General features: G+C 52.1%; 24 protein-coding genes and 1 tRNA gene. 7 read left to right on the plus strand and 18 right to left on the minus strand.

What is annotated here, in order from left to right:
* The first annotated feature begins 37 nt into the window (after nt 1-37).
* A tRNA-Ser gene (locus ABU190_RS03395) sits at nt 38-127 on the plus strand.
* A gap of 160 nt (nt 128-287) precedes the next feature.
* Here the strand turns inward: ABU190_RS03395 and ABU190_RS03400 are convergent.
* Nucleotides 288-1,364, minus strand: coding sequence for a porin (locus ABU190_RS03400; RefSeq protein ID WP_354690386.1), 1,077 nt, complete (start codon nt 1,362-1,364; stop codon nt 288-290).
* 777 nt (nt 1,365-2,141) lie between these two features.
* Here ABU190_RS03400 and ABU190_RS03405 point away from each other — a divergent pair.
* Together ABU190_RS03405 and ABU190_RS03410 are read left to right on the plus strand one after the other, a co-directional pair.
* Nucleotides 2,142-2,843, plus strand: a complete 702-nt coding sequence (locus ABU190_RS03405) for a phosphohydrolase (RefSeq protein ID WP_354690387.1) — start codon at nt 2,142-2,144, stop codon at nt 2,841-2,843.
* A gap of 18 nt (nt 2,844-2,861) precedes the next feature.
* On the plus strand, nt 2,862-3,326 hold the full coding sequence (locus ABU190_RS03410; RefSeq protein WP_193793812.1) for a very short patch repair endonuclease: 465 nt from the start codon (nt 2,862-2,864) through the stop codon (nt 3,324-3,326).
* A gap of 3 nt (nt 3,327-3,329) precedes the next feature.
* Here the strand turns inward: ABU190_RS03410 and yedA are convergent, their stop codons facing one another.
* Nucleotides 3,330-4,241, minus strand: coding sequence for a drug/metabolite exporter YedA (gene yedA / locus ABU190_RS03415; RefSeq protein WP_354690388.1), 912 nt, complete (start codon nt 4,239-4,241; stop codon nt 3,330-3,332).
* A gap of 192 nt (nt 4,242-4,433) precedes the next feature.
* On the opposite strand from yedA, the gene ABU190_RS03420 reads away from it, so the two are divergent.
* From ABU190_RS03420 to dgcQ, 3 genes are all read left to right on the plus strand, one after another.
* A complete protein-coding gene (locus ABU190_RS03420) occupies nt 4,434-5,345 on the plus strand; it encodes a DUF808 domain-containing protein (RefSeq protein WP_354690389.1) in 912 nt (303 codons plus the stop codon).
* 79 nt (nt 5,346-5,424) lie between these two features.
* On the plus strand, nt 5,425-5,607 hold the full coding sequence (locus ABU190_RS03425; protein ID WP_041851843.1) for a DUF2158 domain-containing protein: 183 nt from the start codon (nt 5,425-5,427) through the stop codon (nt 5,605-5,607).
* Between the two features lie 103 nt (nt 5,608-5,710).
* Nucleotides 5,711-7,423: a cellulose biosynthesis regulator diguanylate cyclase DgcQ gene (dgcQ, locus tag ABU190_RS03430; protein ID WP_354690390.1), complete on the plus strand. Its 1,713-nt coding sequence runs from the start codon at nt 5,711-5,713 to the stop codon at nt 7,421-7,423.
* Here dgcQ and ABU190_RS03435 read toward each other — a convergent pair.
* Both ABU190_RS03435 and yodD read right to left on the minus strand, forming a co-directional pair.
* A complete protein-coding gene (locus ABU190_RS03435; protein WP_354690391.1) occupies nt 7,378-8,217 on the minus strand; it encodes a mannosyl-3-phosphoglycerate phosphatase-related protein in 840 nt (279 codons plus the stop codon). The genes dgcQ and ABU190_RS03435 overlap by 46 nt on opposite strands.
* Nucleotides 8,218-8,505: 288 nt before the next feature.
* Entirely contained in the window at nt 8,506-8,736 is a 231-nt protein-coding gene (yodD, locus tag ABU190_RS03440) for a YodD family peroxide/acid resistance protein (protein WP_354690392.1), read from the minus strand.
* A gap of 128 nt (nt 8,737-8,864) precedes the next feature.
* Between yodD and dsrB the strand changes: the two genes are divergently transcribed.
* Nucleotides 8,865-9,053, plus strand: a complete 189-nt coding sequence (dsrB, locus tag ABU190_RS03445) for a protein DsrB (protein WP_041851839.1) — start codon at nt 8,865-8,867, stop codon at nt 9,051-9,053.
* Nucleotides 9,054-9,092: 39 nt separating this feature from the next.
* Here the strand turns inward: dsrB and rcsA are convergent, their stop codons facing one another.
* The 14 genes from rcsA to fliF form a co-directional block, all read right to left on the minus strand.
* The gene (gene rcsA / locus ABU190_RS03450) at nt 9,093-9,716 is read right to left on the minus strand and encodes a transcriptional regulator RcsA (protein ID WP_041851838.1); all 624 of its coding nucleotides are present in this window, start codon (nt 9,714-9,716) and stop codon (nt 9,093-9,095) included.
* Nucleotides 9,717-9,997: 281 nt separating this feature from the next.
* Nucleotides 9,998-10,783: a flagellar biosynthetic protein FliR gene (gene fliR / locus ABU190_RS03455; protein ID WP_296431060.1), complete on the minus strand. Its 786-nt coding sequence runs from the start codon at nt 10,781-10,783 to the stop codon at nt 9,998-10,000.
* Nucleotides 10,784-10,790: 7 nt separating this feature from the next.
* Nucleotides 10,791-11,060: a flagellar biosynthesis protein FliQ gene (fliQ, locus tag ABU190_RS03460; RefSeq protein ID WP_041851836.1), complete on the minus strand. Its 270-nt coding sequence runs from the start codon at nt 11,058-11,060 to the stop codon at nt 10,791-10,793.
* A 9-nt stretch (nt 11,061-11,069) separates the two neighbouring features.
* Nucleotides 11,070-11,807, minus strand: a complete 738-nt coding sequence (gene fliP, locus ABU190_RS03465; RefSeq protein ID WP_041851835.1) for a flagellar type III secretion system pore protein FliP — start codon at nt 11,805-11,807, stop codon at nt 11,070-11,072.
* Entirely contained in the window at nt 11,807-12,181 is a 375-nt protein-coding gene (gene fliO, locus ABU190_RS03470; protein WP_354690393.1) for a flagellar biosynthetic protein FliO, read from the minus strand. The genes fliP and fliO overlap by 1 nt, the downstream gene beginning before the upstream one ends.
* 9 nt (nt 12,182-12,190) lie before the next feature.
* Nucleotides 12,191-12,604: a flagellar motor switch protein FliN gene (fliN, locus tag ABU190_RS03475; RefSeq protein ID WP_354690394.1), complete on the minus strand. Its 414-nt coding sequence runs from the start codon at nt 12,602-12,604 to the stop codon at nt 12,191-12,193.
* Nucleotides 12,601-13,605: a flagellar motor switch protein FliM gene (fliM, locus tag ABU190_RS03480; protein ID WP_041851832.1), complete on the minus strand. Its 1,005-nt coding sequence runs from the start codon at nt 13,603-13,605 to the stop codon at nt 12,601-12,603. Before fliM ends, fliN begins: the two co-directional genes overlap by 4 nt.
* Before the next feature lie 4 nt (nt 13,606-13,609).
* On the minus strand, nt 13,610-14,089 hold the full coding sequence (gene fliL / locus ABU190_RS03485) for a flagellar basal body-associated protein FliL (protein ID WP_041851831.1): 480 nt from the start codon (nt 14,087-14,089) through the stop codon (nt 13,610-13,612).
* Nucleotides 14,090-14,193: 104 nt separating this feature from the next.
* A complete protein-coding gene (gene fliK / locus ABU190_RS03490) occupies nt 14,194-15,483 on the minus strand; it encodes a flagellar hook length control protein FliK (RefSeq protein ID WP_354690395.1) in 1,290 nt (429 codons plus the stop codon).
* Entirely contained in the window at nt 15,480-15,923 is a 444-nt protein-coding gene (fliJ, locus tag ABU190_RS03495) for a flagellar export protein FliJ (RefSeq protein WP_041851829.1), read from the minus strand. The genes fliK and fliJ overlap by 4 nt, the downstream gene beginning before the upstream one ends.
* Nucleotides 15,924-15,944: 21 nt before the next feature.
* Nucleotides 15,945-17,315 carry a flagellar protein export ATPase FliI gene (gene fliI / locus ABU190_RS03500; protein ID WP_041851828.1) on the minus strand — a complete coding sequence of 457 codons (1,371 nt, stop codon included), beginning with the start codon at nt 17,313-17,315 and terminating at the stop codon, nt 15,945-15,947.
* Nucleotides 17,315-18,019: a flagellar assembly protein FliH gene (fliH, locus tag ABU190_RS03505; protein WP_354690396.1), complete on the minus strand. Its 705-nt coding sequence runs from the start codon at nt 18,017-18,019 to the stop codon at nt 17,315-17,317. The genes fliI and fliH overlap by 1 nt, the downstream gene beginning before the upstream one ends.
* The gene (gene fliG, locus ABU190_RS03510) at nt 18,012-19,019 is read right to left on the minus strand and encodes a flagellar motor switch protein FliG (protein WP_296431104.1); all 1,008 of its coding nucleotides are present in this window, start codon (nt 19,017-19,019) and stop codon (nt 18,012-18,014) included. Before fliG ends, fliH begins: the two co-directional genes overlap by 8 nt.
* Nucleotides 19,009-20,712 (minus strand): flagellar basal-body MS-ring/collar protein FliF, encoded by a 1,704-nt coding sequence (gene fliF, locus ABU190_RS03515; protein ID WP_354690397.1) that lies wholly within the window; start codon nt 20,710-20,712, stop codon nt 19,009-19,011. The genes fliG and fliF overlap by 11 nt, the downstream gene beginning before the upstream one ends.
* Nucleotides 20,713-20,884 lie beyond the last annotated feature (172 nt).

The raw sequence follows: 20,884 nt of genomic DNA on the forward strand, positions 1-20,884 counted from the left end.
ATGCCAAATTACCTGGCATCATGGCAACCATTGAAACGGAGAGATGCCGGAGCGGCTGAACGGACCGGTCTCGAAAACCGGAGTAGGGGCAACTCTACCGGGGGTTCAAATCCCCCTCTCTCCGCCACTATTCAAACAGTTACGCGCTTTGCTTTCAACGACTCTTGTCACAGATGTTTTTCTCATTACTCCCGTAAATTTTATCACTGCATGCGATATCATGCGGTCGGCCTGTGCTTTTGCCACAAAAAAGCCCGCTCGCGGCGGGCTTTGAAAGAAACGTATGCTTAGAACTGGTAAACAATACCCAGTGCGAACTGGTCGTTTTTATTGGTGCCTGTTTCACGAACGTAGCGCGTGTCATCCAGCAAGTTGAACTGGTACGCCGCGTAAACGTTCATGTTTTTGTTGAAGTAGTACCAGGTACCGAGTTCGATGTAGTTTACGCGCGCAGCGTCGCCGCCTTTAAAGCTACCGCGACGGCTCAGGTCATCGCCTTTAGAGTAGACATAACCGAGAGAAGGGCGCAAACCGAAATCAAACTGGTACTGGATAACGGCTTCGAAGTTCTGCGTTTTATTAGCGAACTGGCTGTCTTTCTCAACGGTCATGTTACGGGTTTCGCCGTACATCATCGCAGCGTAAACATTATTTGCATCGTATTTTGCCGCGATGGACCAGATTTCTGCGTTATCGCCTTTACGGTCGGCAGCTTGCTCGTCAGTACGGTCCGCTTTACCGTAGGTTGCGGCAAATCCAAATCCATCGAACTGATAAGAAGCAGACATGCTGTAGCCGTCGCCGTTTTGTTTTCTTACGATACGGTTGTCGTTTTTGCCTTGATATTGCAGCGCCAGATTCAGGCCTTCAACTTCACCGAAGAAATCAGTGACACGGTAAGTAGCAACGCCATTGGTACGGCCATTCATAAAGTTGTCGGCGGAAGCCCAGGAATCACCACCCCATTCAACCAGCATATCGGTGTATGCCGCGACATCATAAGCGACACCATAATTTCGGCCATAATCGAAAGAACCAAAGTTGCCAAATTTCAGACCAGCGAAGGCGAGACGTGTACTCTCATCCTGGCCGCCTTCAGGGTGGCTGGCATCCATATTGTATTCCCACTGACCAAAGCCGGTGAGTTCGCTGTTGATCTGGGTTTCACCCTTAATGCCGATACGGGCGTAAGAGGTATCTTCATTTTCGCTGTTGTGTTTATCGGTGTCAGACCAAATGCGTTCGCCGACCATTTTTCCATAGAAATCGACTTTATTACCGTTCTTGTTATAAATTTCCGCCGCATTTGCTGCGCCTGCAAATAATAACGCAGGCACTAAAATCGCCAGTACTTTTCTTTTCATAATCTATTCCCTTGAGATCATAATTTATATGAATATTTGCAATTTCATCCGAAATTACAAACTGAATACTATTCTATTAAGTTCATTAATTTTTACGTCAAATATGTAAGCAAATTATTTAAAATATTGCAAAATGTTTCTTTGGGTGGTGGTATTTTTTCTGTGAATTAAAAGTGGTTTGATGTATTCATTTCATTGATTTTATTGCATTTGCTATTTTTATGGATTAAGTGAAAATATAATTGAAGTGTATTTCATTTTGCTTTTTTGTGTTTAAGTGAATTGTATTTTATCGATGAATATAAAGGGCAAAAAAAAGCCCGGGGTATTCCCCCGGGCACATCTCTGAAAACAAGGATGATAGATAAAATAGAGCAACTCAATGCTGATAGCCGTCAAATACTATCATAGAAGTGAGATTAATATACTGACCTTTAGATGGATTTTATTGTGTACGTTACATAAGAGTGTGATTAATTATTTTTAAAATGAATCAAAGTGAACAAAAAAACTGCAAAAAAAGCAATTTTTCAATATAAATATAGGCTGTGATTGGTATTTGATACGGCATAAAGTCTTTTGAAACGGTTGTTCAGCCAGTGTAATACGATGATTTCGCATTTTTGGTGAAATGATATGCGTTGTTGCAGTGGTGATGATCGTGCAACGGGGCTCATATTGGGGTATTTCTGGGGCTGCCCCGCCCAAAAAGGAAGGACGCCTAAGCAATGAAATAAAATAGTGCTATGGTTACGGCTTTCCCTGGAAGGAGTGACAATGACCTTAACTGAATGGCAACAACGCTTTGACACGTGGGTCGCGCAACATTATACCCAGGCGGACGCCGCTCATGATGTCGCCCATTTTCGCCGGGTCTGGCGTACCGCACAGCACCTTATGGCAGGCCAGGAGGTGGATGGGCTGGTGATTCTGACGGCCTGCTACTTTCACGATATTGTGAGCCTGGCGAAAAATGATCCGCAGCGGTCACTAGCCTCACGCATGGCGGCGGAAAAAACGACAGCGATCCTGCGCGCAGATTTTCCACTCTTCCCGGAAGAGCGCTACCCTGCGGTACGCCACGCTATTGAGGCGCACAGCTATAGCGCCGGGATCGTGCCACAAACGCCTGAAGCGAAAATTGTCCAGGATGCCGACAGGCTTGAAGCCCTGGGTGCGATTGGGCTGGCGCGCGTTTTTGCGGTGGCCGGTTCGTTGGGAGTGGCGCTATTTGATAGCAACGATCCCTTTGCCGACGGGCGCGAGCTCAATGATAAACGTTATGCGCTTGACCATTTTCAGACCAAGCTGCTGACGTTGCCTGCCACCATGCAGACGGAAAAGGGGAGGGCGTTGGCGCAGCATAATGCCGATTATCTGGTGCAGTTTATGGCGAAAATCAGCGCCGAATTGCAGGGTGATTATCACGGGCTGGAAAACGATGTCTTACATCGTTTTGGTCATCACCAACCAGACTGATTGCGTGAGGGGGAGCGAATGGCAGATGTCCACGATAAGGCGACGCGCAGCAAAAACATGCGTGCCATTGCCACCCGTGACACAGCAATTGAAAAAAGGCTTGCTTCGCTGCTGGAAACACTGGGCCTGACGTATCGTGTCCAGGATGCCGCGTTACCGGGGCGCCCTGATTTTGTGCTGGATGAGTATCGCGCCGTCATTTTTACCCATGGCTGTTTCTGGCATCACCACGACTGCCATTTATTTAAAGTCCCCGCGACGCGAACTGAATTCTGGCTGGAAAAAATCGGCAAAAATGTCGTGCGTGATAAGCGCGATAGCGCACTATTGCATGAACAGGGGTGGCGGGTCTTAATTGTCTGGGAGTGTGCGTTACGCGGGCGGCTTAAATTAACGGACGATGCGCTGGGCGAGCGGCTTGAAGAGTGGATCTGCGGGGGCGGCGACACCGCGCAGATCGACACACGTGGCATTCATCAATGAACGCTACTTTTCCGCTTCACAAGGGGTCACGACAGGGCGGGCAGGGAAGAGGTATTTCCCCAGCGTCACCAGCACGACAGCCATAATAATAATCCCGAGCGCGAGCCACTCGATGCTGGAGAGATGCTCGCCGCCAAAACCGGTACCCAGCAAAACGGCCACAACCGGGTTAACGTAGGCATAGCTGGTGGCGATAGCCGGGCTGACATTGCGTATCAGATACATATAGGCATTGATGGCAATCACTGAACCGAAAATCGCCAGATAACCGACAGCCATAAAGCCCTGCACCGTTGGCAATGTGGTCATCCGCTCGCCGCTGAGCGCCGAGGTGACTAACAGTACGATGCCTGCCGCCAGCATTTCGATTGCACCAGCCATCATACCGGTGGGTAATTCAATGCGTGAACCGTATACGGAGCCAAATGCCCAGCTTAACGAGCCGATGAGGATCATCAGGGCGCCCCATGGGTTACCGCTCAGATTGCCGCCGCTATTCAGCAGGATGATACCTGCCAGACCAATAGCAATACCCATCCATTCCAATTTGCGGGTCTGGATACCATAAAAGTGGCTAAAGCAGAGTGTAAAGAGCGGAACGGTCGCTACAACGACGGCAGCGATGCCGGAAGGGACGTTCTGATGTTCTGCAACGGTAACAAAACCGTTACCAACGGCCAGCAGTAACACGCCAATCAGTGCCGCATTAAGCAGGGGACGTAAAGCGGGAAGTTTATGACCGGTAATGAGCAGGAATGCCATTAGCAAAATGCCGGCAGAAAGGAAGCGTACGCCAGCCATCATAAACGGTGGCCAACTTTCAACCCCGATGCGAATTACAAAGTACGTGGAACCCCAAATAATATACAGTGCGAAAAGTGCACTAATAAGCGGTAAAAGCTGCCTGAAACGCATACTCCCTCACAGCGAAATAAAAAGGAAGCATATAGTAAACGCCAAAACTATCGCCCTGGCGAGCGGTTAATTGTATTTTATCTGTTAAATTTTTGTTGTATTGCTCTGGAGGATTTTCGCTGCCGCCTTTTTACATCATACTAAGAGAATCAATCGGTAAAAAATCACAGACAATCAATAAGGAAGACCATTTTGGCAGGCAGTAGCTTATTAACTTTACTCGATGACATAGCCACATTGCTGGATGATATTTCGGTGATGGGTAAACTGGCGGCGAAAAAGACCGCAGGCGTACTGGGGGACGATCTCTCCCTCAATGCCCAGCAGGTTACGGGCGTACGCGCAAACCGCGAATTACCTGTCGTCTGGAGCGTGGCGAAAGGGTCACTGCTCAATAAAGTAATTCTGGTGCCGCTGGCGCTATTGATAAGCGCCTTTATACCCTGGGCTGTTACGCCGTTATTAATGATTGGCGGGGCGTTTCTGTGCTTTGAAGGTGTCGAGAAAGTCTTGCACAGCCTGGAGGCCCGTAAGCATAAAGAAACGGCGCAAGCGCGCGAGCAGCGGTTGAACGCGATAGCCGCACAAGATCCGCGCGAATTTGAACGTGATAAAGTGAAAGGCGCAATCCGCACCGATTTTATTCTGTCGGCGGAAATTGTCGCCATCACTCTGGGCATTGTGGCCGAAGCGCCGCTGTTAAATCAGGTGCTGATTCTGTCCGGAATTGCGGTACTGGTCACGATTGGGGTGTATGGCCTGGTGGGCATTATCGTCAAGCTGGATGATATGGGTTACTGGCTGGCAGAAAAACGGGCAGCTCTGGCGCAGGCGCTGGGTAAAAGCTTGTTATTTATTGCGCCATGGCTGATGAAAATATTGTCAGTCGTCGGGACGCTGGCCATGTTCCTGGTCGGCGGTGGCATTGTGGTTCATGGTATCGCGCCGTTACACCACGCCATTGAACATATGGCGCAAGGCAGTAATACCGTCGTTGCGGCGTTGCTCCCTGTGCTGGCTAATCTGGTATTGGGTTTTATCATCGGTGCGATAGTTCTGTCGGCGGTGAAACTTATTGCACGGTTGCGTGGTACGCATGCCTGAATTCTCAATTTTGCCACTACGCAAAAGGTTGAAACTTCGTCTAAGGTGAAATCGTTTCACCCTGATACAGGAGGCAAAGATGGTCTTTTTGGTCAGTGATGAAGTAAAAGCAAAAAATGGTGGGCCGCGCATGATTGTCACCGGTTATTCCAGTGGAATGGTGGAGTGCCGCTGGTATGACGGTCACGTCGTGAAACGTGAAGCCTTTCGGGAAGATGAATTGGTTCCCGGTGAAGGACAAAAGCTTTGCGAAGAGGCATAGCCATCTAAAACGCCCGGCATGTCCGGGCGTTTTTCTTCTTACAGTTTTTTTGCCATTGGCAATCGCATAACGCATCAGCGTTGCGTTTATTCAGGGAGTCTTTGTGGGGCAGGAAAAAGTCGTAAAAAGTCCTCCGCGACTTGCGTTTGTCAAAACCTGGTTTGTTCCCAGCCGGGTCGTGAATCTCTGTTTTGTTATTGTGCTGGTCTGTTCTACGGTACTGACGTGGCGTGAAGTCATTGTGATGAGAGGCGCCTATGTCGTTAGTCAGCGAAACACGCTGGATAACGTTGCCAACGTGCTGGACAGGCAGATGCAGGTAGGTATCGATCGTCTGCTTTTTTTCCGCAATGGTATGCAGTCTGCGGTTCAAACTCCGCTGGCTTTCGATGTTTTGCGTAACATCCAGGTGGAGTTCGAAAAAGAGCGGATACTTCCTTACTGGCAAATAGGGCTGGATAACCGTCGGACGCTGCCGTTATATGGCGTGTCGGACTATTTTGTTGACCAAAGTGCCTCGCTAAGCCGTGACAATCCGTTGTTGCACAATGAGCTGACCGCAGCGATGGAGCTCGGGTATCTGTTCCGTTTTTCCTCCAGTGCCACGATGTTTCCGCGCCGTGCGCTTTATGTCTCCCGGGCGGGTTTTTTTATCTCTACTCTGCCTGTCGGGAACAACAATGAAATCGTACAGCAGTACTACCAGCATCTGACCAGCCCCTGGTTTAGTGGGCAAAGTGAGCGCGAAAACAAACTGCGTGGGGTACGTTGGTTTAGCGACGAAGCACACACACCGAATATTGCCGATTCGCTGGTGACCGCCAGTGTACCCTTGGATTTTCAAAACTACTGGTATGGCGTGCTATCCATGAGTTTTCCTGTGTCGTCAATGAAGGCATTGCTGACCGAAGCGCGACAGAGTCAGGATAAAGGAGAATACCAGCTATATGATGCGCAGTTTACGTTGCTAACCACTACCGCAGACGACGGAACGACGGGCCAGCAATTTTCCTCTGATGAACATGCGCAACTGCGACGGGAGATGGCCAGAGATACAGCGGGCGGCTTGCGTTTGGGAACGCGGTTTGTAAGCTGGGAAAGAATGAAACATTTCGAAGGTAGTGTGTTGCGTATCCAGACCTTGCATGAGGGGTTGCGCAGTGATTTTGGCAGTATCAGCATCGCCCTGGCTTTATTGTGGCTGCTGTTTACCACCATCCTGCTGCTCTCCTGGGGGGTGATCCGCCGGATGGTCAGCAACATGTTTCAGCTCCAGCATACCTTGCAATGGCAGGCCTGGTATGACCCATTGACGCGACTGAATAATCGCGGCGCGTTGTTTGAACGCGCCCAGGCGCTGACAACTGAGTGTGCGGCGCAAAATCTCCCGCTCTCGGTGATTCAAATCGACCTCGACCATTTCAAACGGGTTAACGATCGATTCGGCCATCAGGCGGGAGATTTGGTCTTGTCGTATGCCGCGGGCTTAATTGGCAAATCGATTCGCGAGCAGGATGTGGCCGGACGCGTCGGGGGAGAAGAGTTTTGCGTCTTGCTCCCGGGGGCGACGCTTGTGGATGCAACCGCCGTTGCTGAAAAAATCCGCCAGCGTATCAGTAGCAAAGAAATTTTTGTCCAAAAGAGCAAAACCATTCGTGTTACCGCCTCACTTGGGGTGAGTAGCGCACAGGAAAGCGGCAACTATGATTTCGAGTATCTCCAGTCTGTTGCCGACAGTCGGTTGTATCACGCAAAAAATAATGGTCGTAATCAGGTTTGCGCCGAAGACGGCGTGACGCCGTTACCCAACACATAATCCATACCTTCACGCCACCCCGCTGCGCCTTCAAGGGCGCAGTGATATACCCGCTCAGGCGTATCGTGTTGTAAGCGGACCCCCTGGCGGTTCAGCCCTTTTACCACAATCGCGAAGTTGACGGTGTCCAACAGAGGGGCATCATTAGGACCATCGCCCAATCCTATAGTGACGTGGCTGCCTCCATCGTAATGGCGATACTGGCGCAGCAGCCAGTTTACGGCTTGATCTTTCCCGCTGCGTTCATCAAGGACATGCCAGAACCGGGCCCCCTGCACAAAACGTAAGCCGAGTTGAGCCAGTTCGGCGTCTAACGCCTGCATGTGTTCATCGCTATCCCGCCAGATTAAGGTCTCAGAGGCTTCCTGTAAGCGAGCCAGCGAGGCTTGTGCCGGGGTAAGACCGGTGACATCGGCCAGGACATGTTCATCCATTTCGTTAAAGGTCGTGAACTTATAGCCATCACGGCTACGTAATTCGATGAGCACTTTAGCAATCTCGTCGTGGGAGGAGCCGGTAATGATACGCGGATAGTTTTCGTGATCCTGCCAGCGTTCATCGAGCTGAATGACAGCACCGTTTTCGGCGATAAAGGGCAGGCCTTCCAGACCCACCATGCGTTGCACGGCAAGCATTTCGGCGGCAGTTTTACTGCTGCAAAGGATCAAGGGGATACGATGTTCACGCAGACGGGCAAGCCACTCAGCCGCGGGCTGCCAGTCGCCGGTGTGGCTATCCTGGAGTGTGCCGTCAACATCGGAAAACACCAGCAGTGGGTCGTCAAGTGTTGGCATGGTCTGCTCCTTGCAGTCAGGTAAGACAAATCTCATTTTTTAGTAAGGCCACTTAGCGAAAAGTCTGCAACCAAAGCAGGTAAGCGGCATGGCGCGGGGTTTATGGATGCGTCCGCGATGAAAATATTACGCAACTAAATTATTCAGCAAAGAAATATTACCTTGTCATGCAATAAGTTTGCGGATATGGTGCCAGTTACATCAGATTCCCTGGTGTAACGAATTTTCAAGTGCTTCTTGCGAGAGCAAGCTTTATCCCGGCCACCCCATGACCGGGATTTTTTCTTTCTAGCGATTCACTTCTGTCACGCTAAAGTCGTGAACATCAAGCTCGAACGCCTCCGCCAGTTCACGCCAGGTATGGTAATCCCGCCCATCGACGCTAACGCGCTGACCCTCGCCGTCATCAACACGATGGATTTCACTCTCACAAATCTCGTTTATTGCAGCCAGCAGGGCATCAACGTCGACACTGACGTCCCGCTTTGCGGTGTCGCTGTACTCTTTAACTGTACTCATCCGTTTCACCTCATTGTCAGGCCCACGGGTAAGTATAGTCGGTAGAAAAAATAGCCAGCCAAACGTCCGGGCGCTGTTAGTTATTGAGAATTGTTCTACACTGGCACAAATGAAACAGGAGGATGAATATGAAGGTAAACGATCGGGTTACGGTCAAGACGGACGGTGGTCCGCGCCGTCCGGGTGTTGTGCTGGCTATTGAAGAATTCAATGAAGGTACGATGTACCTGGTTTCACTTGATGATTACCCGCTCGGTATCTGGTTCTTTAATGAAAAAGGTCATCCGGACGGGGTTTTTGTTGAATTGCTTGATTAGTTTTTTCGCCCTCCGTTCAGGAGGGTGATCCCTCAATTTTTATCGCATATTCACAAAGATACCGCTGGTCACATTGTCGGTCAGACGCACGACGTGATAGATCACTTGCTTATTATGCGTTTTGATTTTCCTTTTTATATTACCTTTATGTGATGATACCGTTTTCGCTTTAATATTCATCTGATCGGATATTTGGATGGTATCCTGCCCCGACATCCACATTTTAAGCATGCTGGATTCCGTCCGGCTCAGTGATAGCGTGGGTAAATTAATGTGCCCAATACTTTTTTTCTCTTTACTAAGATAGTCGGCCAAAATATCGTCCAGGGACTCAGGCTTTATTGACTTGGAACTGATCAATAAATTCTTGCGAACTAACAAATATTCATCGAAGTGAATATTAGCTATTGCCATAAATACAATAAATAACGTTCGGGGGTGTTGAGTAATGATTTCTTTTATATGCTGACTGCTGACAGGATCGTGAATAAAGCAGTCCTCATTAATAAACACCACCGTGGGTTGTAATGCCACACATGCCGATTCGAGTTCATCAACAGTTGTTACGTCGTTGATTTCTCGTTTCTTTACCCCCCGGCTTGCCAGATACCCCGTTAGTCCCAACCGGGTATAACTGCATAAATCCATAATAATCGTTGACATGGCATACCCTCACTCAATGCGTAACGATAATTCACCCTCGCCAGAGGTCCCCGAACCACCAGGCAAAAAAGTAATAAACAATGAGCAGGACGACCTCAGGCGAAACCACTATCCCGTAAAGTTACGTATAATTTGCCAGGAATCATCTCAAAGTAAAGTAAATGTTGTGTTCTGTGAGAACCTTAAAAACAATTAACCCGCGCCAGGTATATCGTAGGGGGTGATTTCCTGAATTGATTTTAGGAATTTCCTTAGGAAGGCTATATAAAAAGTGTGGGTTGTTATTTCTTCGGCAGTTCACCGACTATATCGGCTAATAGATTGAAAACTTCACCAAATACTCGTTCGGTATAGGGTGCGATTAACGGCATCATGGCGACCATCAGCAAAATACCCACCGTCAATGTTATCGGGAAACCAATAACAAAAAGGGAGAATTGTGGAGACATACGGTTCAATAACCCCATCGCCAGGTTGATGGTCAGCAGCAGGGTAATGATGGGTAATGCCAGCATAACGCCATTGACGAAAATCATGCTCGCGGAGCGGGTAATGGCCATAAACGCGTCGCTGTTCACCGGGTCTCCGCCTATTGGCAGCGTATGAAAGGTGTCTACCAGCATTGAAATTAGCCACAGATGGCCATTGAGAACTAAAAACAGCAGCATCGCCAGCATGTCCATAAATCGGGCAAGGACAGGCATGTTGAGGTGGCTTGTAGGATCGACAAAGGTCGCGAACGACAGGCCCATCTGTAAGCCAATCAGTTCTCCGGCATAACGAATCGTCGCGAAGGCAAACTGCATCGTAAAACCAAGCGCGATGCCTATCAGAAGCTGTTGTATCGCCAGCCATAAGCCATTAGAGGAAAACATCGACGCGTCGACTGGCGGTAGAGTTGGGGCGACGATAAAGGTAATCACCAGACCCAGCCCCATTTTTACGCGCCGGGGGATAGAGCGCTCACTCAGGATAGGGGCCGTCATGATCAGCGCCATAATGCGCAACAAGGGCCAGAAATACATGCTGAGCCATTGAAGCCATTGATCGCTGGTGACATGAAACATGCGGGGCTTATCCAATCATATAAGGCAGGTTACTGTATAACGTGCGCATATAATCCAGCAGCAGATTGAGCATCCACGGCCCGGCAATGATGATAGTCACAAATACCGCAATGATTTTGGGAATGAACGAGAGCGTCATTTCGTTAATCTGCGTGGCGGCCTGCAGAATGCTGATAATCAGACCCGTTACCAGGGCTACCAGGAGCAACGGAGCGGCAAGCGCGAGGGCAACTTTCATCGCCTCGGTGCCAATCATCATGACCGATTCAGGTGTCATCTTTCACTCCTAACTGTAGAAACTCTGTGCCAGCGAACCGACCAGTAACTGCCAGCCATCCACCAGCACGAACAGCATTAGCTTGAACGGCAGGGCAATAGTGGCAGGTGGCACCATCATCATCCCCAGCGCCATCAGGACGCTGGCGATCACCAGATCGATAATCAAAAACGGAATGAATATCGTAAAACCAATCTGGAAGGCGGTTTTGAGTTCGCTGGTCACATAAGCCGGCAGCAGGATGCGCATGGAGACGGCTTCCGGCCCCTGAATTGGTGGGCTATTGGCTAAGCGGGCGAAGAGGGCGAGGTCGGCTTCGCGCGTCTGGCGCAGCATAAACTCACGCAGCGGTTGTGCACCGCGCTCCAGCGCCACATCGACGGAAATTTTGTTTTCGCTAAAAGGCTGATAGGCGTCGGCGTAAATCTTATCGATGACCGGCGACATAATAAAAAAGGTTAAAAACAACGCCAGCCCAAGCATAACCTGGTTCGGCGGCGCGGAAGGCGTACCCAGGGCATTACGCAGCAGACCAAACACGATGATGATACGGGTGAAGCTGGTCATCATCAGCAGTACGGCAGGCAGGAAGGTCAGCGACGTGATAAAGACCAGCGTCTGCACCGGCAGAGACCAGCTTTGTCCGCCGTTGGCCAGCGGTTGACTCACCAGACCCGGGAGTTGAGCAAATGCGGCAGGGGCAGCCAGCCATAATCCGGCCAGCGCGAAAGGTAACAAACGGCGCATCAGGTTCTCCCGGAACGCTTAAGCAAATTCTTCATCACGGACTGAAAGTCCGGGGTCTTCTCTTTCATGTCTTCGTTGTCGGCGGGCGCCGGAGGAAGCGTGTGCAGTAAATTAATCTGCGAAGGGGTAACGCCCAGCACCAGACGTGCATCTTCCACGTCCACAATGACCACGCGCTCGCGTGGCCCAACAGAGGTGCTGGCGCTGACTTTTAGACCGCGGCTACCCGCAGATTTCCCGGCGAATCCCAGACGCTTCGCCAGCCAGGCGACAATAAAAATTATCGCCAGAATCAACACCAGTGCGCCACTGACTTGCAGCAGTGGCGAACCCGGTACATTTGACGGCTGGCTAACCGTGGCCTGGGTTTTCATTCATTGGCCTCAGCGGCTCAGGCGACGCATGCGCTCAGATGGGGTAATGATATCGGTAATACGGACGCCGTATTTATCCGCAACGACCACAACTTCGCCTTGCGCAATAAGGTAACCGTTGATCAGGATATCCAGCGGCTCACCGGCCAGGCCATCAAGGGCAACCACAGAACCCTGCGTCAGACGCAGCAGTTCTTTAATGGTCATACGCGTACGGCCCAGCTCTACGGTCAGTTTGACCGGGATATCCATAATCAGATCGATATCCTGCAGGCTGCCACTGACGTCACCGCCGCCCAACTGTTGGAAGACAGCGTCAGCTGCACTTTTGTTGGTCGTGGTTTTTTGTTCGTTCAACGCGTCAGCCCACAGATCGTCCATTGCGCTACTGTTTTCATCGGACGGATTGTTCATATCACTCATTTGGGCTGTTCCTCATTCAGCGAATTCAAAATCGGGTTAATCAGATGCTCGACACGCAGGGCGTACTGACCATTTAGCGTGCCATACTGGCTGGTGAGTACAGGCACTCCGTCCACATGCGCAATGATGCGATCGGGTTTATCGATCGGCAGAACATCGCCGGGCTTAAGTTTAAGTATCTGCGACAGCCGCAGCGAAATATCAGCAAAGTTAGCAATCAGTTCCAGCTCGGAGTGCTGAACCTGGCGCACCAGGTTATCTCGCCAGTTCTGATCTTCCGAGCGGGAGTTTTCCAGCGGCGGGTTGACCAGCACTTCACGCAGCGGCTCTATCATGCTGAACGGCAAACAAATATTAAACTCACCCGTCAGGTTGCCAATTTCCACATGGAATGGCGTATTCACCACGATATCGTTAGGTGAGGTCGTAATATTGGTGAACTTAACCTGCATCTCCGAACGGACATACTCAACGTCCAACGGATGGATCGCTTTCCATGCATCGCTGTAGCCCTCAAGCGCCAGCTTCAACATGCGGTTAATGACACGCTGTTCAGTGTGCGTAAATTCGCGGCCTTCTACCTTCGTTGGGAACCGTCCATCACCACCAAATAAGTTATCTACGGCAATAAACACCAGGCTTGGGGAGAAGACAAATAATCCCGTGCCGCGCAGTGGCTTAAGGTGGATAAGGTTAAGGTTAGTCGGAACCGGTAAGTTACGCGCAAACTCGTGATAGGGCTGAATGCGGATCGCACCGACGGTAATGTCCGGGCTACGACGCAACAGGTTAAATAACCCCATACGGAACTGGCGCGCGAAACGTTCATTAATAATCTCCAGCGCCTGTAGACGTTCACGTACAACGCGGCGCTGGGTATTCGGGTCATAGGGACGAATATCGCTATCGCCACTTGCACCTGGCTTCGGAGCATCGCTCGTATCGCTGTCTCCGTTGAGCAGCGCGTCGATTTCGGCCTGAGAAAGAATGCTATCGCCCATGTCTTTACCGCAGAATGAAAGCTGTATAAAGAACGTCAGTGACTTCTTGTTTCGGTTGCCCTGCCACTAACGGTGTTGCGATTGCTTCTTTAATCGCTGTAGCCAGTTGTTGCTTACCGTCGTCAGTGGCGAGCTTTGTGGCATCCTGACGTGAAAACAGCAACAGCAAACGGCTACGCACTTCTGGTAAATATTCGCTCAGTCTGGCACGCGTGGCGTCATCTTTCAGACGCAGTGTGATGCCGATGTACAGCACACGATCCGCATCGCCCAGGTTTACCGTAAAGGTATCGAGTGCGAAAAATACAGGCGCCGGCGGCGGTGGCGGGGCTTCTGCCTCCGCTTTCGCTTCCGTAGACGGATGCTGTTGCATACGCCAGTAACTATAGCCAGCAGTCGCGCATGCAGCGAGGGTGATTAACACCAATAGCGGGATCCAGATTTTACGCTTACGTTTTTTTTTGTTGATAGCGGTGTCAGTCATCTGATACGTGCTTCCTGTTAGGTACTGCTCATAGTCTGATTATCCCGTGTCCTGTCCGCGTCAAAGCGCGGAAAAGACGGAGATAATCATGCTACCTCTGGCGTTTAGGCAAAGATATCGACCGCACCATTACCACGCGCCGCCGATTGCAGGCTTGCAGGCACGATCAGCGGCTCATCCTCTTCAGCCGCCAGATTGCTGCCGCCACCGGTACGTGAAGACTGTTGCTGCTGAGAAAAAGACTGTTGCTGCCCGGCAAAACTTTCGCTACTGATGCTGCTTTGCCCCAACTGGATGCCGTTTTCAGCCAGCGATGTCCTGAGCGTAGGCAGTGCCGCTTCCAGCGCCTGACGGACGTGGCTGTGCGGTGACACCATCTGAATTTGTGCCAGATTGTCATCGAGTTTCAGGGAGATCTGTACCTGGCCAAGATCTTCCGGGTGCAGATGCAACTCAGCGCTTTGCTGACCCTGGCGGGTAAACATGGTGACATGCTGGCTGAGCGTCTGTTGCCATTCGCTGCTGCCTAGCGGTGCGCTCAGAACCGCAGAAGAGATCGGCGCGCTGGCTTGTGCTGATGACGCATTACTGATAACCGGTGCGATACTGGCGGTTGTGTTGATGGTCATGGTGGCGTTATCGGCATCTTGCTTCGCGGCGGGCGCCAGTGCGCTGCCAAAAATGCCTGCCTGCTGCTGCGCGGTATCATCACCGGCAGAAGGGGTGGTCACATGCAGCGCGGTATTGGCGTTATCGCCTTTTTGTGCACTGGCTGCGAGGCTCGCCAGATCAACACCGCTACGTTTTGTCGCACCCAGTGCGCTGTTGGCTGCGGTAGAAACATCGGCGGTGGATTTCGTCGGCGCCAGTTGTGCGGTTTGCTGATGCGGTAGCATAGCCATCAGAGCGCTAAGCCCCGCCAGCTCTTCTTCGTTTAAATCACTGCTGTCATCGTCAGTGCCTGATTTAATGGCGGTGTCAGTGGCGGTATTCGTTTTTCCGAGCGCAGCAAGAACACTGCTTTTGGTTTCCGGCGTCAGGCCAGATAACAGCGTTTGTACCTGGGTTTTACTGTCGGTGGTCAGTGTATCGGTATCGGTTTGAGCTGTCTGACGGGCCAGTAAATCTGCCAGTTTCTGGGCAGGGCTCTGCGCATCGTCAGAAGACAATGCGCGCAGATTTTTCAGCGATTTACCGCTGGCGGCTTGCAGGTCAGCAAGGGTTAAGGTTGTCTTACCCTCAGTGTCAGTACCGGTTAGCGTTTTTCCGCCAAGGACGCCTGCCAGCAGGGCCAGAAAATCTTGCGCCGTATCGCCGCTGGTTTTACCGACACCCGTTTGCACACCGGAGGTTGCATCCACGTCTATCGAAAGCAATTTCTGCAAGTTGATCATTCATGTTTCCTCTGGGATGCGCGTTGTGCAAATTCATCCATTTTCTTTTGATCGAGGCGGTTTTCCGCCTGTAGTGCGGCAGCGTTTTGTCTTTCCTGCAAAGTTTGCCATGCCTGCAGTCGTTGTTTTTTCTCTCGCCAGCAATTCAGTGCGGTATCAACCTTTTCATTCCACTGCATCAGTTGCTGTCGATGCTGCTCGATGGCTTTTTCCAGCGTTTGAATAAACTGCTGATAGTTTTGCCAGCGCTGGGCTCCGATGCCCTGGCTCATATCGTTATTCAGGTTGTTGCGGTATTCGTGCTGATAATCCATCAGCATCTTTAGCTGCTCTTCCGCTTGCTGGCAACCGCGGCGCATTTCACCCAATCTCAGGGCTGCGTCGTCAACTTCTTTCTCTGCCAAATCCTTTAGCGTCGTTAATGCGCTATTTTGCGTCATATTCGTCGCTCTCCCACTGCGTTATGCGTTCGGGAAAATGAGTTCAAGGGCTTGTATTGAATCTTCCCACCCGGCACGTTCGAAAATGCCTTGTTGTAAAAAAGCCTCAAGCTGCGGCCACAATGCGATAGCTTTATCCAGCATCGGGTCGCTGCCTCGCGCATAGGCGCCAACGCTCACCAAATCACGGTTACGCTGGAAGCTCGACAACAACTGTTTGAAATTTCTTACTCTTGCGTAATGCTTTTCCGTAATCAGGGCCGTCATCGCGCGACTGATAGATGCTTCGATGTCGATGGCAGGGTAGTGCCCCGCCTCTGCCAGTCGGCGAGACAATACGATGTGTCCATCCAGGATGGCGCGCGCTGAGTCGGCAATAGGATCCTGCTGGTCATCCCCTTCGGTCAGGACGGTATAAAATGCGGTAATAGAACCACCGCCACTAATACCGTTGCCTGCGCGTTCCACCAGTGCCGGTAATTTGGCAAAGACGGAAGGCGGATAACCTTTGGTGGCTGGCGGTTCGCCGATAGCCAGCGCGATTTCACGCTGGGCCATCGCATAACGCGTCAGGGAATCCATAATCAGCAACACGTGCTGACCGCGATCGCGGAAATCTTCCGCAATGCGGGTGGCGTAGGCGGCACCCTGCATACGTAATAACGGCGAGACATCCGCAGGCGCGGCGATCACAACCGAACGTGCGCGGCCATCGGCGCCGAGGATATTCTCGATAAAATCTTTAACTTCACGACCACGCTCACCGATAAGCCCGACCACGATAACGTCAGCTTGGGTATAGCGGGCCATCATGCCTAACAAGACGCTTTTACCCACGCCGGAACCGGCAAACAGCCCCATACGCTGGCCGCGGCCAACCGTTAGCAGGGCGTTGATGGCACGCACGCCGGTATCCAGCACATGCTCGATAGCGGTACGTTGCAGCGGGTTAAACGGTTGGGTGATCAGCGCGCCGGTTTCACCGGTATCCGGTGCGGGCATGCCATCAAGTGGTTTGCCGCCGCCGTCCAGCACACGGCCGAGGAGGGCAGGGCCCAGTGGCAACTGTTTGCTGCTTTGCAAACCATCGCCAAGAATACTTTTCGCATACACGCGTGCGCCAGGCAGGATGCCTTCCACTTCTTCGAGCGGCATCAGGAACAGGCGCTGCCCGTTAAAGCCGACAACTTCGCTTTCGACTTCACGGGTTTCGCCGTTCTCCTGGCGTTCAATAACGCAGGTCGCACCCAGCGGCAGTTGCAGACCCGTCGCTTCCAGCACCAGACCGGTAGCGCGCGTCAAACGACCATAACGACGCACGGAGGGCAGTTGTGCCATTCGGGCTTCGAAATTGTCGAGCGAAGTCAGCCATCGGGTCAGACGTGCAGTCATCAGACGACTCCCGGTGCCGCAAGACGGCACAGTTCCTGCCAGCGCGTTGCCACGCTGGCGTCGAGATCGCCCTCATCCGCAGAGACTTTACAGCCACCGGGGTGCAGGGTCGGGTCACCGCGCAGCCGCCAGCCGTGCAGGCTGAGCGTTGCGCCAAGCATCTCTTCTACGCGCTGCAAATCATCAGGATGCACGCGCAGTTGCGGTTTACCGCTGAACAGGGGTTCCTGTTGCAGCAGCATCTGAATCTGTTTAATCAGCGCGCCATTGTCCACGCACGCGGCCTGGCCAATCACCTGACGCGCGGCTTCAAGCGCCATCTGCATCAGACGGGAGGCAATCACGCTGTCCAGCGCATCCAGGGTGTACTGAAATTCGCTAACCAGTTGTTGCATACGGGCATGGATAGGTGCCTGCTGCTGGCGTGCCTGGTTCATGCCATTTTCGTAGCCCTGAGAGAGGCCTTCCTGGTAGCCTTGCTCGTGGCCTTTTTGTCTGCCTTCCGCCAGACCTGCATTATAGCCTGCTTCATGCGCCTGCATTTGTATCTGCGCCAACTGCTGTTGACGCTTTTGCTCAGCAGATTGCTCGTCTTCGACCTCTACGCGCGGTTCATCGTTTGTAGACAGTGCCGCGATAAACTCAGGTACCGGTAGAGCAAGATCTTCTGGAGTCCAGATCTTCCACGGCAATTCATTAGACATAGGTATCCTCGCCGCTGCCAATTACCATCTCGCCGGTTTCGGCCAGACGACGAACAATAAGCAGGATGGCTTTCTGCTCGTTTTCCACCTGAGAGAGACGGACCGGGCCACGGTTGGCAAGGTCGTCGCGCAGGATATCTGCCGCACGCTGAGACATGTTGCGCAGGAACTTGTCGCGCAACGGTGCTTCGGAGCCTTTGAGCGCGATAAGCAGGGATTCGGAATCCACTTCCTGCAGCAGGCGCTGGATACTGCGGTCGTCCACATCCACGAGGTTTTCGAACAGGAACATCTCGTCGATAATTTTCTGTGCCAGCTCGCCGTCGAATTCGCGAACCGCAGTAATAACCGCTTCTTCCTGCTGCGTTTTCATCAGGTTGATGATCTCCGCCGCCGTTCTCACGCCGCCCATTTTGCTGCGTTTGAGGTTCTGGCCGTCGAGCAGGTTGTTGAGTACCTCGGTCAGTTCCGCCAGTGCGGCTGGCTGTACGCCGCCGAACGTGGCGATACGCAGCATCACGTCATGGCGCAGACGCTCATCAAACAGGGCAAGAATATCGGCAGCCTGGCCACGTTTGAGGTGGACGAGGATGGTGGCGATAATCTGCGGGTGCTCGTCGCGAATAAGGTCGGCGGCACTCTGCGGCTCCATAAAGTTGAGCGTTTCGATACCGCTGGTGGTATCGCGGGTTTCGAGAATATCCTCCAGCAGGCTGGCAGCACGCTCTTCGCCAAGCGCTTTCACCAGTACCGTACGCAGGTAGTCGTTGGCGTTGATGTTCAGCGCCGCAAATTGCTCTGCTTCGGTCTCAAATTCCTGCAGCACTTCCACCAGTTGCTTATTTGAAAACTGACGCATGCTGGCCATCGCAGTACTAAGGTGCTGCACTTCTCGCTGGGACAGGTGCTTGAACACTTCCGCTGCGCGGTCTTCTCCAATGGTCATCAGCAGAATGACGCTTTTATCGGTACCGTTAAGGCCGGTTGCATTATTGCTCATTTTCAGTACTCATCCACTGGCGAATGACCAGCGCCACAACGCGCGGATCGTTGTCTGACATTTCACGAATGCGTTGGCTCATCACCTCGGCACTCAGGCGCTGGTTATTACGACGCTGCTGGAGTTGCTCGTCTTTACTCAGACGAACTTCCACGGATTCTTCAATTTCAGCACGGGCACGCTGCGCTTCCTGTACCGCTTTCGCCTCTTCCTGACGGCGAACCAGTTGCGGGCGAACCGCTTTACGCCACAGCAGCCAGGCGACAATAAGCACCAGCAGCCAGCGACCTGCATTCAACATCTGATCGATGAAGCTCTGCTGTTGCCAGAACGGAAGCTGACCACCTACATCGTCGGTTGCGTTGAACGGTGAGTTCACCACGTTCAGGGTATCGCCACGTTTTTCGGTGTAGCCCATGGCTTCGCGGGTCAGGTCTTCGATTTGTTTAAGCTGGTCTGCGCTCAGCGCTTCGGTCTTGCCATCCGCCAGGGTGCGATAGTTCACCACGACGGCAACAGAGAGACGCTCAATATCGCCAACATTCATCTTGGTATGACGAATGGTGCGATCGACTTCGTAGTTTGCCGTTTCGTTACGGGTGGTGTTGCGCGGCACCGCGTTGCTGGTGGCAGAAGAGGCCGTCTGCTGACCCGTTTGATTTTGCTGTCCGTTCTGCTGGCCATTTTGTTGGTTCGCAGGCGGTGTGGTGATCGGTGCAGCATTAGCCGGGGCAGGCTGATTAGACAGCGCACCCGGTACGCCGCCCGGATAGTTTCCACCAATCTGCTCGCTTTCGTTGGTCTGGCGAGAACGCAGTACCGCCTGAGAGGCGTCGCCGTTTGGCTGGTATTGCTCTTCGGTCTGTTCTTTATTCGCAAAATCAATCTGCGCGGTTACCTGAGCATGGACGTTACCGTTACCCACGATTGGCGCGAGGATGGACTCAATACGACGCTGTACCCGGCCCTCAACGTCTGCGGCGTATTTCAACTGTGCATCGTTCAGGTCACGACCGGCGGTATTAGACTGGGTTAACAGACGACCGCTCTGATCAACCACGGTCACGTTACCCGGCGGCAGGCCGGCGACGGCGCTGGAAACCAGGTGAACAATCGCCGTGATTTGACCATCGTCCATGGCGCGACCCGGTGCAAGGTTGACCGTGATCGAGGCGGACGGTGATTTTTGTTCACGCACGAACAAAGACGGTTTTGGCATCGCGAGATGGACGCGTGCGGTTTTCACCGGACCGAGTGTTTCAATGGTACGAGCCAGTTCACCTTCCAGCGCACGCTGGTAGTTAACCTGCTCGCTGAACTGGCTGATGCCGAATTTTTCCTGGTCCAGTAATTCGAAACCGACAGCGCCGCCTTTCGGCAGACCCTGTTGCGCGAGGCGCAGACGCAGTTCATGGACTTTATCTGCCGGAACTTCAATAGCCCCACCGTTCTCAGAGAAACGGTAGGGGATGTTCATTTGGGTTAACTGAGTAACGATAGCCCCGCCGTCCTGATCGGAGAGGTTGCTGTAAAGCGTGCGGTAGTCCGGGCTTTTTGCCCACAGTACCATGGCGACAACGATAGCAACGGCTGCAGCCGCCGCCACCATTAATGGGATCTTGGGGTTCGCGCGTAAGCGGTTGAGCCACTCCAGAGATTTATTCTGTGGTGCAGAAGTTGCAGTCGCACTCATTGCGCACCTCGTAACTCAGGGTGGATGTTGTTATTTGAGTAGTGAAACAAAACAGACTCCCGGATCGGCAAACTCGACATTTGTCCATTAACATGGCTATGTCATTATTTGATGATTCAGAATTTTCTATGCCTCAAATAACCTGGTTTTTTATCGTTATTTACCGCCATTA

Origin of the sequence: Phytobacter sp. RSE-02, assembly GCF_040578655.1 — a bacterium.
Lineage (GTDB): Bacteria > Pseudomonadota > Gammaproteobacteria > Enterobacterales > Enterobacteriaceae > Phytobacter > Phytobacter diazotrophicus.

What these genes read in the sequence shown, in the direction of transcription:
- ABU190_RS03425 (WP_041851843.1), top strand. Translation starts at nt 5,425, where the DNA reads ATGGTCTTTTTGGTCAGTGATGAAGTAAAAGCAAAAAATGGTGGGCCG.
- ABU190_RS03400 (WP_354690386.1), bottom strand. Translation starts at nt 1,364, where the DNA reads ATGAAAAGAAAAGTACTGGCGATTTTAGTGCCTGCGTTATTATTTGCA.
- fliP (WP_041851835.1), bottom strand. Translation starts at nt 11,807, where the DNA reads ATGCGCCGTTTGTTACCTTTCGCGCTGGCCGGATTATGGCTGGCTGCC.
- ABU190_RS03405 (WP_354690387.1), top strand. Translation starts at nt 2,142, where the DNA reads ATGACCTTAACTGAATGGCAACAACGCTTTGACACGTGGGTCGCGCAA.
- fliG (WP_296431104.1), bottom strand. Translation starts at nt 19,019, where the DNA reads ATGAGCAATAATGCAACCGGCCTTAACGGTACCGATAAAAGCGTCATT.
- fliI (WP_041851828.1), bottom strand. Translation starts at nt 17,315, where the DNA reads ATGACTGCACGTCTGACCCGATGGCTGACTTCGCTCGACAATTTCGAA.
- fliO (WP_354690393.1), bottom strand. Translation starts at nt 12,181, where the DNA reads ATGAAAACCCAGGCCACGGTTAGCCAGCCGTCAAATGTACCGGGTTCG.
- fliJ (WP_041851829.1), bottom strand. Translation starts at nt 15,923, where the DNA reads ATGACGCAAAATAGCGCATTAACGACGCTAAAGGATTTGGCAGAGAAA.
- dsrB (WP_041851839.1), top strand. Translation starts at nt 8,865, where the DNA reads ATGAAGGTAAACGATCGGGTTACGGTCAAGACGGACGGTGGTCCGCGC.
- fliK (WP_354690395.1), bottom strand. Translation starts at nt 15,483, where the DNA reads ATGATCAACTTGCAGAAATTGCTTTCGATAGACGTGGATGCAACCTCC.
- ABU190_RS03410 (WP_193793812.1), top strand. Translation starts at nt 2,862, where the DNA reads ATGGCAGATGTCCACGATAAGGCGACGCGCAGCAAAAACATGCGTGCC.
- fliL (WP_041851831.1), bottom strand. Translation starts at nt 14,089, where the DNA reads ATGACTGACACCGCTATCAACAAAAAAAAACGTAAGCGTAAAATCTGG.
- fliN (WP_354690394.1), bottom strand. Translation starts at nt 12,604, where the DNA reads ATGAGTGATATGAACAATCCGTCCGATGAAAACAGTAGCGCAATGGAC.
- fliH (WP_354690396.1), bottom strand. Translation starts at nt 18,019, where the DNA reads ATGTCTAATGAATTGCCGTGGAAGATCTGGACTCCAGAAGATCTTGCT.
- fliR (WP_296431060.1), bottom strand. Translation starts at nt 10,783, where the DNA reads ATGTTTCATGTCACCAGCGATCAATGGCTTCAATGGCTCAGCATGTAT.
- ABU190_RS03435 (WP_354690391.1), bottom strand. Translation starts at nt 8,217, where the DNA reads ATGCCAACACTTGACGACCCACTGCTGGTGTTTTCCGATGTTGACGGC.
- yodD (WP_354690392.1), bottom strand. Translation starts at nt 8,736, where the DNA reads ATGAGTACAGTTAAAGAGTACAGCGACACCGCAAAGCGGGACGTCAGT.
- fliQ (WP_041851836.1), bottom strand. Translation starts at nt 11,060, where the DNA reads ATGACACCTGAATCGGTCATGATGATTGGCACCGAGGCGATGAAAGTT.
- fliF (WP_354690397.1), bottom strand. Translation starts at nt 20,712, where the DNA reads ATGAGTGCGACTGCAACTTCTGCACCACAGAATAAATCTCTGGAGTGG.
- rcsA (WP_041851838.1), bottom strand. Translation starts at nt 9,716, where the DNA reads ATGTCAACGATTATTATGGATTTATGCAGTTATACCCGGTTGGGACTA.
- yedA (WP_354690388.1), bottom strand. Translation starts at nt 4,241, where the DNA reads ATGCGTTTCAGGCAGCTTTTACCGCTTATTAGTGCACTTTTCGCACTG.
- fliM (WP_041851832.1), bottom strand. Translation starts at nt 13,605, where the DNA reads ATGGGCGATAGCATTCTTTCTCAGGCCGAAATCGACGCGCTGCTCAAC.